Here is a 13504-nt window from a genome sequence, read left to right as displayed (position 1 = left end):
TTTAGAAAGCGTTTTTAATGAGTGTAATATTAGGGGTTTCACCAGAAGAAATAAGTGTTACCTCTATGGCATCAAATCTAAAATAAGATTTATGTATATTTTTTAAACAAATATAATATTGTGCAGTTTTATACAATTTTCTTTTCTTAGTATTAGTGATACTTTCTAATGGAGTGCCGTATCTTTTGCTATATCGAGTTTTTACCTCTATAAAGCAAATATAATTATTATCCTTAGCTATAATATCAATTTCCCCTAACTTACATAAAAAATTTTCTTCTAATATTATATATCCCTTTTTTTCAATATATTCTCTAGCTAGATTTTCTCCATAATTACCTATAGTTTTATTTAAAATCTTCATTTAAAACTCCCTTTAATGCAAAGAACTATGTCTACATTTTAGACAATATAATCCAAAGCTAAACTTTGATTTAATTAAAATTTTTACAAAGTTGATTTATTCTAAATTCAATGGTCAATACTTACACTAGTAAAGTTGGAAATTTATATTTAGAGGGTGAAATTATGTCAATTCAAATAAAAACCGCAGCCTTTTCAGGAGTGGAAGGTATATTAATTAATGTAGAGGTAGATATCACCTATGGGTTACCTAATTTTAATATTGTAGGTTTAGGGGATACTGCTGTAAAAGAATCTAAGGATAGGGTTAGATCGGCTATAACCAACTCTTCTTTAGATTTTCCGATTAGCAGAATAACTATAAATTTAGCTCCGGCTCATATACGAAAGGAAGGCTCCCACTATGATTTACCTATAGCTGTAGGAATTCTTTTAGCAACTAATCAACTTTTCTTAGAAGAGCCAGATAATTTTATATTTATGGGTGAGTTGTCCTTAAATGGAAATATAAATAAAATTAAAGGTGCTCTTCCTATTGTAATTGAAGGTATAAAACATGGTGTAAAGAACTATATAGTACCTATGGAAAATAAAGATGAATGTGCTTGTATTGAAGAAGCCAATATATATCCTATCAAAAATTTGAGTGAAGTAATTCATCTTTTTACTTATAAGGATGTAAAACCCTATAAATTTACCAATAGAGGAAAAAATAAAAATAATAATTGTCCATTAGATTTTGAAGATGTCATAGGACAGCAAGCAGCTAAAAGAGCATTGGAGGTAGCAGTAGCAGGAAATCATAATGTACTTATGTATGGAACTCCAGGATCGGGAAAAACTATGCTGGCAGAGAGAGTTATTTCTATTATGCCACCTCTTACCGATGAGGAAGCTCTAGAGGTTACGAAGATATATAGTATTAGTGGAGAGCTTAAAGAAGAAGGATTAATGGGAAATAGACCATTTAGAAATCCTCATCATACTATTACTAGTACTGCTTTAATTGGTGGTGGTAGAAACCCCTCAGCAGGAGAAGTATCTTTAGCTCATAATGGAGTGTTATTCCTAGATGAAATATTAGAGTTTGATAAAAGAGCTCTTCAAGTTCTAAGGCAACCTTTAGAGAATAAGAGGGTAAGAATATCAAGAGTAAATGGAACTATAACTTATCCAGCAGATTTTATGCTTGTGGCAGCTATGAATCCTTGCAACTGTGGGATGTATGGAAGTGAAACAAGGTTGTGTAAATGTAGCGATAGTGAAGTGAAAAGATATTTATCTAGATTATCTGGACCTTTATTAGAGAGAATAGATATTTTCACTTCAGTAAATTCCATATCCTATGAGACTATAAATAATGATAAAAAAGAAGAAAAATCAGAGGTTATGGCCCTTAGGATAGAAAGGGCAAGGGAGATACAAAGTGAAAGATTTAGGAATGAACATATAAAATATAATAGTAATATGTCTTCTAGTCATATAAAAAAATACTGTAAGCTTAATGAGGGTTCTAATAGGATTCTTGAATATACCTATAAAAAATATGGACTTAGTACTAGAGTTTATAATAGGATTTTAAAAGTAGCTAGAACTATTGCAGATTTAGATGGCAATAAATCCATAGAAGAAAATCATATTATTGAAGCACTTCAATATAGGAAGTACATAAGAGAAGATATAATATAAAGAATTGGGTGAGTATAGATGGTTGATTTATTTAAATTATGGATTATTATTACGGAAGTATCTAATAATATGAAAAAATACGTTTATGATGAATATCATGATTTTGATACCTTGAGAAAAATGGTGATTAATGATAATATGACACTATTGCCTAAAAAAATTGTAGAAAAGTTTCAAAAGTCTTATATAAAAATTGAAGAGTTAGCTGCTGAAGAATGTAAATCCATTAAGGATATACATATTTGTACTATGTATGATATAGATTATCCTATAAGTTTACTGCGGTATGAGGATGCACCTTTTGGTATGTTTTACAAGGGGAATATTTCAATGATTAATGAAAAAAAGAATATTTCTATTGTGGGTTCTAGGAAGTGTTCTAGGTATGGGATAGACGTAACTAATAGTATGGTGGAACAGTTAAGCCCTTATGAAATAAATATTGTAAGTGGTATGGCTAAAGGTATTGATTCTGTAGCTCATAGGGCTGCAATAAAAAACAACATTAATACAATTGCAGTTTTAGGTAGTGGCATTGATGTTATATATCCTAAAGAAAACTATAGACTCTACCATGAAATTTTAGAAAAAGGTGGTTGTATAATTAGTGAGTTTCCCTTGGGAACACCGCCTTTAAGTAGAAATTTTCCAATGAGAAATAGAATTATTAGTGGTATGTGTGAATTGTTAGTTGTCACTGAAGGCGGAGAGAAAAGTGGGACGCTAATTACTGTAGGAGCAGCTTTAGAGCAAGGTAAAAATATAATTGTTGTGCCAGGGAGTATATTCTCCAGTGAAAGTAGAGGAACTAATAAATTAATAAAAGATGGTGCCTATGTTTATACAGACATAGAAGATGTGTTAAATTTATTGAATATTTCTAGAATTTCCATGGATAATAGAAATATAACTACTTTAAAAAGCAAACTAGAGGAAAGAATATATCAAGTTATAGATGATAATCCTATACACATTGATAAAATAATTAAATTAGTTGATGTTGACATTAATCGATTATATAAGTTATTATTTGAGTTGCAAGTAAAAGAGGAGATTTTATGTTTAAGTGGAAACTTTTATGTTAGAATTAATAAATAGTTAAAAATTTATGAAATATTTAATAATGTTTGTATATTATGACTTGCAATGAGATAATAATATTTTAAAATATAGTAGGATGTAGAATTTTATATATAATAAAAAGATTATGAGAAATCTGCATGGTGCTTATAAATATGTAATAAAGTAAAAAATTATAAGCTATAATGGAGGGGTTAGAATGGGGCAAAAATTAGTCATAGTTGAGTCGCCAGCAAAAGCGAAAACCATAAAGAAGTATTTAGGAAAAAATTATGTAGTAGAAGCATCTATGGGTCATGTAAGAGATTTACCTAAAAGTCAGTTAGGGGTAGATATAGAAAAAAATTATGAACCCAAATACATAACTATTAGAGGTAAAGGAGAACTTTTAGATAAGATTAAGAAACAAGCTAAAAAAAGTGAAAAAATATATCTTGCTACGGACCCTGATAGAGAAGGGGAAGCTATATCTTGGCATTTAGCTAACATATTAAAGATAGACACTGAAGAGTCATGTAGAATAGAGTTTAATGAGGTTACAAAAAGTGCTGTAAAAAATGCCATAAAATCTCCAAGAAAGATAAATGAAAATGTATTTGATGCTCAACAGGCGAGAAGAGTATTAGATAGATTAGTAGGATATGAGATAAGTCCTATACTTTGGAGAAAAATAAAATGGGGATTAAGTGCTGGAAGAGTACAATCCGTAGCTCTTAGAATAATATGCGATAGAGAAAAGGAAATTCAAGCTTTTGTACCAGAAGAATATTGGACTGTAGAAGCAAAAGTATCTAAATTAGCAGAAACAAAAACCTTTACAGTGAAACTGCATAGTAAAAAAGGGAAAAAGATTATTATAAATAAGGAAGAAGAAGCTAATAATATTATAAAAGTTGTGCAGCAAGGTGAATTTGTGGTAAAAGATATAAAAGATACAGCTAAATCTAAAAATCCACTACCACCATTTACTACTAGTACTCTTCAACAAGATGCCTATAGAAAAATAAACTTTTCAACTAAAAAAACCATGGCAACAGCACAACAGTTGTATGAGGGTATAGAAGTTAAAGGACATGGAACTATCGGTCTTATAACTTATATGAGAACGGACTCAGTAAGAGTATCAGAGGAGGCTCAGGGAGCTACTCTTGAATTTATAAAAAATATCTATGGAGATAAATATGCACCAAAGGTTAAAAGAGCTTACAAGGGTAAGAAGGGAGCACAAGATGCTCACGAAGCTATAAGACCCACTAATGTAGAGATAACTCCAGAAATTGCTAAGGAAACCTTAAGCAATGATCAATTAAAACTCTATACTTTAATTTGGAATAGATTCGTAGCTAGCCAAATGGAGTCTGCAATAATTGATACTACATCAATTTCAATAAGCAATGGGGATTATTTATTTAAAGCTTCAGGATTTAAGGTGAGATTCGATGGGTTTACTAAAATCTATGCTACAGATAATGAAGATGAGGATGGAAATGCAAAATTACCAACCTTAAATACAGATGAAAAGTTAATAGAAAAATCTGTAGATGGTAAGCAACATTTTACTCAACCTCCAGCAAGATTTTCAGAGGCATCCTTAGTTAAAACTTTAGAGGAAAATGGAATAGGTAGACCGAGTACTTATGCACCTACAATTACCACCTTATTAAGCAGGAAATATGTAGATAGAGAAAAGAAGGTATTATTTCCTACGGAATTAGGATTCATAGTTAATAATATAGTTAGCGAATATTTTAAACAAATAGTTGATGTAGAATTTACTGCAGAAATGGAAAGTAAATTAGATAGAATCGAAGAAGGAAATACAAATTGGAAATCTGTAGTAGAAGAATTCTTTGTACCACTAAAGGAAGCTATAGAAATAGCCGAAAAAGAAATAGCTAAGATAACTATAGAAGATAAGGTATCTGACATACCATGTGATAAATGCGGAAGACTTATGGTGATAAAACAGGGAAGATTTGGTGAGTTTCTCGCATGTCCAGGATATCCAGAGTGTAAAAATACAAAGACCATGGCTAGAGAATTGGATGTAAAGTGTCCTAAGTGTGGAGGAAATGTTTTAGAAAAGAGAAGCAAAAAAGGTAAGATATTTTATGGATGTGGAAATTACCCACAATGTGATTTTGTAAGTTGGCATGAACCTACAGAAAAGAAGTGCCCTCAGTGTGGGAGTGTAATGGCTAAAAGATATAGCAAAGCAAAAGGTGATTATTTAGAATGTATTAACTCAGAATGTAAATATAAAGAGTTAACAGATAATAAATAAAATGGTTTATATTAGTTAAAAATTACCTTGAAGTAAAATTTAATTTAAAAATAAGTTAAATATGTCGAAAATTAATAAAAAACATGTTGATAGAATAAATTCTATATGTTATGATGGTATATGGCAACGAAACAATTCTAAAATTTGTGAAAGAAAAGAATATTTTGAATTATTTAAAAAGTTGCAGTGATAAATAGCATTATAAAAAGTGAAAAAAGAAGAAGGAGGAATAGAGATGTCATTATTAGATAAAACAAGAAAATTAAACAAGATTTTACAGAAATCAGGTTCAGAACCAGTAGTTTTTGATGATATATGTGAACTTCTAAGTGAAGTGTTAGATTGTAATGTATATGTTATTAGTAGAAAGGGGAAAGTTTTAGGATATAATCTTTCCTATGGATTTGAATGCGATAAAGTTAAAGAACAAGTAGTTGAAAATAAAAGATTTCCAGAGCAATATAATGCTAAACTGCTAAATATAGATGAGACAAAGGCAAATATGCCAAGCAGTGGTATTTGTGTATTTAATGGAGAAGTTCAATGTGACTTCAAAGATATGCTATCAACTATAGTTCCTATTAATGGGAATAGAGAGAGATTGGGAACTTTATTGTTATCAAGATTTTCTAACCAGTTTACTGAAGATGATTTAGTTATTGCAGAATATAGTGGTACTATTGTAGGAATGGAAATGTTAAGAGCTAAGACTGATGAAATAGAAGAAGAAGCAAGAAAAAAGGCTATAGTTCAATTAGCAATAGGAACATTATCTTATTCAGAGTTAGAAGCCGTAGAACATATATTTAACGAACTTGATGGTAGTGAGGGACTTTTAGTTGCATCTAAAATAGCAGATAAGGTTGGAATAACTAGATCTGTTATAGTAAATGCTCTTAGAAAGTTTGAAAGTGCTGGAGTTATAGAATCTAGATCTTTAGGAATGAAGGGTACTCACATAAAGATTCTAAATGAGAAATTAATAGATGAATTAAATAAGCTTAAATAATTTAATACAATATGTAGAAATATATTAAAAATAAAAATCCTGATAAAGGATTTTTATTTTTAATAAAGAAGATTCTTTCACTACTCAGATGTATTTTAAAAGTTTTCTAGGAAACTATATAAGCAAATAAATTGTTATCCAGGGACGTACCAACTCTTTACTCCCACTTTGAAGAAGATGGGAGTATTAGAGTTGGTAGTCATAGGATAAACAGTTGCCTAGTTAAACAGTTATAATGTAAACTATTTAAATAGGTAAATAGTTGTTTTATCCATGCGGATTTCAGGGATCTGTCTTTTAAAATTCTAGAATTAATATATATTAATTATGAAAAATTATAATTATTGCATTAACAGAGTTTTAAATAATAAAAATTTAAAATTAACATTGTTATTTAGAAATAAATTTGTTGAACATTGATTTTCTATGTGATATAATACACAAGGTAAGAAAATACACACACTACTGAATTTATTAAAAGGTGCTTTAAGGAGTATTTAATAAAAATGATGGTAGTGGAGGAAAAAACCAGGAGGTATATTAAAATGGCAGTTATTTCAATGAAACAATTATTAGAAGCAGGTGTTCATTTTGGACATCAAACAAGAAGATGGAACCCTAAAATGGCTCCATACATCTTCACTGAGAGAAATGGTATCTATATCATTGATTTACAAAAAACAGTTAAGAAAATTGATGAAGCATATGAGTTCATAAAATCAGTATCAGAAGAAGGAAAAGATATATTATTTGTTGGAACTAAAAAGCAAGCTCAAGAAGCTATCCAAGAAGAAGCTATCAGATCAAGCATGCATTTTGTAAACAACAGATGGTTAGGTGGAATGTTAACTAACTTCAGAACTATTAAAACAAGAATAGGTAGACTTGAAGCATTAGATAAAATGGAAGAAGATGGAACATTTGATGTTCTTCCTAAAAAAGAAGTTATTCAACTTAAAAATGAAAGAGAAAAACTAGAAAAGAACCTTGGCGGAATTAGAAACATGGATGCTAAGAATATTGGAGCTTTATTTATAGTTGACCCAAGAAAAGAAAAAAATGCTATACTTGAAGCTAAAACATTAGGAATTCCTGTAATAGCAATAGTTGATACAAACTGTGATCCAGATGATGTTGACTATGTAATCCCAGGAAATGATGATGCTATAAGAGCAGTTAAATTAATAACTGAAAGATTAGCTGATGCTATAATTGAAGCAAGACAAGGTGAAGAAGTAGCTGAATAATATAGCAACTTTCTAAGTAAATTTCAAACAGCCTCATCTATGGTTGTAAAACATATGAAATTTTAAAGGTAGATGAGAGAGAAATCTTTCATTTACCTTTTTGTTAGGAAATTAAAGGAGGAATAAAGATGATAACAGCAGCAATGGTAAAAGAGTTAAGAGAAAGAACTGGATCAGGAATGATGGATTGTAAAAAAGCTCTTAGCGAAACAAATGGAGATATGGAAAAAGCAGTAGAAGTTTTAAGAGAAAAAGGATTAGCAGCAGCAACTAAAAAAGCTGGAAGAATAGCAGCTGAAGGTATAGTTACTACTTATATATCAGAAGATATGAAAATAGGTTCTGTAGTAGAAGTTAACTGTGAAACTGACTTTGTTGCAGCAAACGATGACTTTAAAGCATTAGCAGCAAATGTAGCTAAAATGGCAGCAACTACTAATGTAACTACTGTAGAAGGATTATTAGCAGAAAAATATGTTGGAGATGATAGCATAACTCTTCAAGACGCTGTTACAGCCCTAATTGCAAAATTAGGTGAAAATATGTCTGTTAGAAGATTTGAAAAGTTTGTAGTTGACAATGGAATAATTCAAAGTTATATCCATGGAAATGGGAAAATAGGGGTTTTAGTTCAATTAGCTTGTGAAAAGCAAGATGAAGTATTAAAAACAGTTGCTAAAGATGTAGCAATGCAAGTAGCAGCAGCTAACCCATTATTCTTAAACAAAGATCAAGTAGATAATGAATCTTTAGAAAAAGAAAAAGAAATTTACAGAGTTCAAGCTCTTAACGAAGGAAAACCAGAAAACATAGTTGAGAAAATGGTTATGGGAAGAATAAGCAAATATTACAAAGAAGTTTGCTTAGTAGATCAAGTATGGGTTAAAAATGGAGATTACACTATAAGCAAGTATCTTCAAGAAGAAGGAAAGAAACTTGGAGCAACTATGGAAATTGTTAAATTTGCAAGATTTGAAAGAGGCGAAGGAATAGAAAAGAAAGAAGAAAACTTTGCTGAAGAAGTTCAAAGACAAATGCAAGGAAAATAATACAAGATAATATTAAAGAGAACCTAGGTTCTCTTTTTTTGAAATCTACATGTATTATAATAGCTATGTAACCAGAGAAAGTCATATTTACATTAAAATATATAATATAATTTCTATGGTTAATTTTAGTTATTAATTAATAAACAGAGTTCTTTCCTTCAGAGGGAACTTTCTCCCTATGAAGGTTACTAACAGAATTCTTAGTATCAATTTATTTGATACTAAGAAGTCGTTGTCCTTTAGGGGAAATCGTTATCCAGGGACGTAACAGATCTCTACACCCACTTTAAAGAATATGGGAGTATTAGAGATGGTAGTCATCGGATAAAAATATAAAAATATGGTGTAAATATATTGAGTTGGAGGTATAATATATATATGGAAACTGCGAAATATAAAAGAGTCATGCTTAAACTTTCAGGAGAGGCATTAGCGTCAGAGAAGGGGTACGGCATTGATTTTGATACAGCGAACACTATTGCTTTACAAATTAAGAAGTTAGTTGAAATGGGTGTTGAAGTAGGTGCAGTTGTTGGTGGCGGCAACATATGGAGAGGTAGAAGTGGTGAAGGCATGGATAGAACTACCGCGGACTATATGGGTATGCTTGCTACATGTATAAATGCTTTAGCATTACAAGACTCCTTGGAAGCTATAGGTGTTAATACAAGGGTTCAAACGGCTATTGAAATGAGAGAAATAGCAGAGCCTTACATTAGAAGAAGAGCAATGAGACATCTTGAAAAGGGAAGAGTTGTAATATTTGCAGCAGGAACAGGAAATCCATATTTCTCCACAGACACTACAGCAGCTTTAAGAGCAGCAGAAATAGAAGCTGAAGTTATTTTGCTTGCTAAAAAAGTTGATGGGGTATATGATAAAGATCCTCATAAACATGAGGGTGCAGTTAAGTTTAATAATTTATCTTATATTGAGGTATTAGAAAAGGGATTGCAGGTTATGGATTCGACTGCTACATCCCTATGTATGGATAATCAAATACCTATTCTAGTATTTGGTTTAGATGAGCCTCATAATATTATAAGAGCGGTAAAAGGTGAAAATATTGGTACTTTAGTATCATCTAATATATGTAAATAATTGATGGAGGTAATTTTATGGTAAAAGATATCATTAAAAATGCTGATGAGAAAATGAACAAAACTATTTTAAGCTTACAAAATGAGCTTGGAACATTAAAAGCTGGAAGAGCAAACCCTACAATGCTTGATAGAATATTAGTAGAAAGTTATGGAACAATGGTACCTCTTAACCAAGTAGGGAACATATCTGCTCCAGAGCCAAGAGTTCTTCTTATTCAACCATGGGACAAAAGTTGCATGAAGGATATAGAAAAAGCAATTTTAAAATCAGATTTAGGAATTAATCCTAGTAATGATGGTCAGGTTATTAGACTGATTGTTCCAGAATTAACTGAAGAGACTAGAAAAAATTTAGTTAAATCAGTTAAAAAATGTGGTGAAGATGCTAAGGTTGCTATCAGATCCATAAGACGTGATGCGAATGATAAGATTAAAAACTTAAAGAAGAATAGTGAAATCAGTGAAGACGAATCTAAAAAAGCTGAAGATCAGATTCAAAAAGAAACTGATAAGTTTATCAAATTAATTGATAAGGCTATAGAAGAAAAAGAAAAGTCAATAATGTCAGTATAATATGTAAGATAAAACCTGCAAATATTGCAGGTTTTATTATTATGTATTTGTGATATAATAGCATCATGATTACTTGAAATGGAGAGGTATATTTTGGATATATTTAAATTTAAAAAAGATACAATTAAAGAAAAAATACAATTAGATATGGAGCGAATCCCTTCCCATATAGCTATAATTATGGATGGGAATGGACGTTGGGCTAAACAAAGAAAACTTCCAAGAACTATGGGGCATAGAGCTGGTATGAAAAATATTAAAATGATGGTGGAGGAGTCTAGTAATCTGGGAGTTAAATATTTAACCTTATATGCTTTTTCTACAGAAAATTGGAAGAGATCAAAAGAAGAAATAGGTGCTTTAATGGACTTAGTAGTAGAGTTTATAAATAAGGAATTTGAAGAGCTACATAGAAATAATGTGAAACTTAATTCAATAGGAGATATAAGTAAGCTTCCTGAAAAATCAAAGGCTGCCGTAGAGGATGCAATGTATAAAACTAGAAATAATACAGGTTTAACTCTTAACATAGCCTTAAATTATGGAGGAAGAGATGAAATTGTAAAAGGGATTAAGGAAATAGCCAAGGAAGTATTAGAAGGAAAGTTACAAGTAGACAACATAGATGATAAGATCATATCGGACCATTTGTATACTAGTGGTATGCCAGATCCGGATATTATTATAAGGCCCAGTGGAGAATTAAGACTTAGTAATTATTTATTATGGCAAAGTGCTTATTCTGAATTTTGGTTTTCCAATATAAATTGGCCTGACTTTGCAAAAGAAGATTTGAGAAGAGCTATTAGTGATTTTCAAAAGAGAGATAGAAGATTTGGTGGAGTATAGTAAGAGGTGAGGCAAATGAATGAAAGATATATAGGGGCAATGATATTAGCTCCTCTATTACTATTTATATTTTTAGGGGGATATTTTTTAAAGATTTCTGTAGTTTTATTATCCCTTGGTGGAATGTATGAATTTTATAAGGTAAGCAAAGTGGATGGATATAAACCTATATCTATAGTAGGATATTTATTATGTTTACTTTATTATATTTATTTAGGACATGGATTTAATTTAAATGTTGCTGTGGGTATATTTATACTTGTTTTATTCCTTTTAATGATAGTTCCGGTATTTGATACTGATAGAAACTTCATTGATGTAGCATTGACCATATTACCTTGTTTTTATGTAGGCATATTTTTTAGTTTTATATTATTACTTAATAATATGGAAAATGGTAACTTCTTCATATGGCTTATATTTATATCCTCATGGGGATGTGATACTTTAGCTTATTATTTTGGTAGATATTTAGGAAAACATAAATTAAATCCAAAGGTTAGCCCTAAAAAAACCATAGAGGGAGCCGTAGGTGGACTTATAGGAAGTATTTTAGGATGTACAATTTATGGATACATCATAACTAAATTTGGAGTAGTAGTACCCCTATATCACTATATTATAATTGGTCTATTAGGTGGAATTTTTGGACAGTGTGGAGACTTGGTGGCATCTTCAATAAAAAGACATGCGGGTGTTAAGGATTACTCAAATTTAATTCCTGGACATGGTGGCATATTAGATAGGTTCGATAGTATATTGCTAGTATCCGTGGTGGTATATTATTATATTAATATTTTTGTAGTGTAATTATAAAAAATTATTAAGGTATTATTAATTTAAGGGATTTCTCAAAAAATTTACTAGTCTTTAAGTACTGAGCAAGAATAAGATAAGTGATGCTCAATATTTACTTAAAATTAGTTTATTTTGGGAAATCCTTTTTTAAATTTAGGTTTTTAAAATTAATTTAACTATTAGTATTTTGTATTATTACATATTATAGGGTATAATGTGTTTAGATAAAATTAAAGGAGCGTTGACAGTGAAAAACATAAGCATACTTGGAGCTACTGGCTCCATTGGAACACAGGCGTTAGATGTAATAAGAAATGAAGAAAATAAAGTAAACCTAATAGGGGTTACAGCTCATAGAAACTTTAAAGGATTAGTGGATATTATAGAAGAGTTTAGTCCAAAATATATAGGTATAACAGATGAGAAATGTTATGAAGATATAAAGGAGTACTGTGAAAGAGAAAATAAACAAGTAAACCTATTTGGTGGAGAAGAAGCGCTAGAAAAAGTTGCTACTTTAAAAGAAATAGATACGGTTTTGACTTCTGTAGTAGGAATTGCAGGATTGAAACCAACTATTAGAGCTATTGAAGCTAAGAAAAATATAGCATTAGCTAATAAAGAAACCTTAGTAGTTGCTGGAGATATAGTTATAGCAAAGGCAAAGGAAAATGGTGTTAAAATTCTTCCAGTAGATTCAGAGCATGGAGCTATATTTCAATGTATTCAGGGTAATGAAAAAAAAGATATAAATAAGATAATACTTACCGCTTCAGGTGGGCCATTTAGAGGTAAAACTAGAGATGATTTGAAGGAAATTACCCCTAAAGAGGCTCTAAAACATCCTAAATGGAACATGGGAAGAAAGATTTCTATAGATTCGTCAACCTTGGTAAACAAGGGATTAGAAGTTATAGAAGCACACTTTTTATTTGGAGTTGGCTATGATGACATTGAAGTTATAGTTCATCCACAAAGTATTGTACATTCCATGGTAGAGTATAAAGATGGTTCAATTATTGCTCAATTAGGAAGCACAGATATGAGGTTACCTATCCAATATGCCTTAAGCTATCCTGAGAGAAGGACAGCTATAGCAGATAAGTTAGATTTTAAAACTGTTTCAAGTCTAACCTTTGAACAGCCCGATATAAACACTTTTAGATGCTTAGAATTAGCATTTAAAGCAGGAAAACTTGGTGGCAATATGCCGGCAATTTATAATGGAGCTAATGAAATTGCAGTAGAATTATTCCTGGATGAAAGGATTAAGTATCTACAAATTGAAGAAATAATAGAAGATGCCATGAATAAGTTTCCACATGTGAAAAATCCAGATTTACAACAAGTTTTAGACATAGATAAGCAGGTTAGGGAATATGTTTTAAAGAGATATGTATAAGTGAATATAGTGGAAGGGGAGAAGAATATTGCAAAGTATTATAGGTAATATACCGTAT

At 30.6% G+C, this 13504-nt stretch carries 12 protein-coding genes; 11 read left to right on the top strand and 1 reads right to left on the bottom strand.

Going from position 1 to position 13504, the window contains the following annotated elements; all coding sequences use genetic code 11:
* Position 1: 1 nt before the first annotated feature.
* Positions 2–364: a YraN family protein gene (locus tag B2671_RS05445; protein WP_346869504.1), complete on the bottom strand. Its 363-nt coding sequence runs from the start codon at positions 362–364 to the stop codon at positions 2–4.
* A 164-nt stretch (positions 365–528) separates the two neighbouring features.
* On the opposite strand from B2671_RS05445, the gene B2671_RS05440 reads away from it, so the two are divergent.
* The 11 genes from B2671_RS05440 to B2671_RS05390 all read left to right on the top strand — a co-directional run bounded on the left by B2671_RS05440 (position 529) and on the right by B2671_RS05390 (position 13446).
* Positions 529–2052: a YifB family Mg chelatase-like AAA ATPase gene (locus B2671_RS05440; protein ID WP_346869503.1), complete on the top strand. Its 1524-nt coding sequence runs from the start codon at positions 529–531 to the stop codon at positions 2050–2052.
* An 18-nt stretch (positions 2053–2070) separates the two neighbouring features.
* A complete protein-coding gene (dprA, locus tag B2671_RS05435) occupies positions 2071–3150 on the top strand; it encodes a DNA-processing protein DprA (RefSeq protein WP_346869502.1) in 1080 nt (359 codons plus the stop codon).
* 181 nt (positions 3151–3331) lie between these two features.
* Complete coding sequence (topA, locus tag B2671_RS05430) at positions 3332–5416, top strand: type I DNA topoisomerase (RefSeq protein WP_346869501.1); 2085 nt, start codon at positions 3332–3334, stop codon at positions 5414–5416.
* A gap of 235 nt (positions 5417–5651) precedes the next feature.
* Positions 5652–6425: a GTP-sensing pleiotropic transcriptional regulator CodY gene (codY, locus tag B2671_RS05425; protein ID WP_346869500.1), complete on the top strand. Its 774-nt coding sequence runs from the start codon at positions 5652–5654 to the stop codon at positions 6423–6425.
* 545 nt (positions 6426–6970) lie between these two features.
* Positions 6971–7672 (top strand): 30S ribosomal protein S2, encoded by a 702-nt coding sequence (rpsB, locus tag B2671_RS05420; protein ID WP_346869499.1) that lies wholly within the window; start codon positions 6971–6973, stop codon positions 7670–7672.
* 128 nt (positions 7673–7800) lie between these two features.
* Entirely contained in the window at positions 7801–8721 is a 921-nt protein-coding gene (gene tsf / locus B2671_RS05415; RefSeq protein ID WP_346869498.1) for a translation elongation factor Ts, read from the top strand.
* A gap of 378 nt (positions 8722–9099) precedes the next feature.
* A complete protein-coding gene (gene pyrH / locus B2671_RS05410) occupies positions 9100–9822 on the top strand; it encodes a UMP kinase (protein WP_035132786.1) in 723 nt (240 codons plus the stop codon).
* A 17-nt stretch (positions 9823–9839) separates the two neighbouring features.
* Positions 9840–10397, top strand: coding sequence for a ribosome recycling factor (gene frr, locus B2671_RS05405; RefSeq protein ID WP_035132788.1), 558 nt, complete (start codon positions 9840–9842; stop codon positions 10395–10397).
* Positions 10398–10487: 90 nt separating this feature from the next.
* Positions 10488–11246, top strand: coding sequence for an isoprenyl transferase (locus B2671_RS05400; RefSeq protein ID WP_414632614.1), 759 nt, complete (start codon positions 10488–10490; stop codon positions 11244–11246).
* 15 nt (positions 11247–11261) lie between these two features.
* Positions 11262–12056: a phosphatidate cytidylyltransferase gene (locus B2671_RS05395; RefSeq protein WP_346869496.1), complete on the top strand. Its 795-nt coding sequence runs from the start codon at positions 11262–11264 to the stop codon at positions 12054–12056.
* A 235-nt stretch (positions 12057–12291) separates the two neighbouring features.
* Positions 12292–13446 (top strand): 1-deoxy-D-xylulose-5-phosphate reductoisomerase, encoded by a 1155-nt coding sequence (locus B2671_RS05390; protein WP_346869495.1) that lies wholly within the window; start codon positions 12292–12294, stop codon positions 13444–13446.
* Positions 13447–13504: the final 58 nt, after the last annotated feature.

Source organism: Clostridium sp. UBA5119 (genome assembly GCF_002414285.1).
In the GTDB taxonomy this organism is placed as follows: domain Bacteria; phylum Bacillota; class Clostridia; order Clostridiales; family Clostridiaceae; genus Clostridium_J; species Clostridium_J sulfidigenes.
The sequence above is the reverse complement of the archived record's forward strand: the minus strand, read 5'-3'. Positions and strand labels throughout refer to the sequence as shown.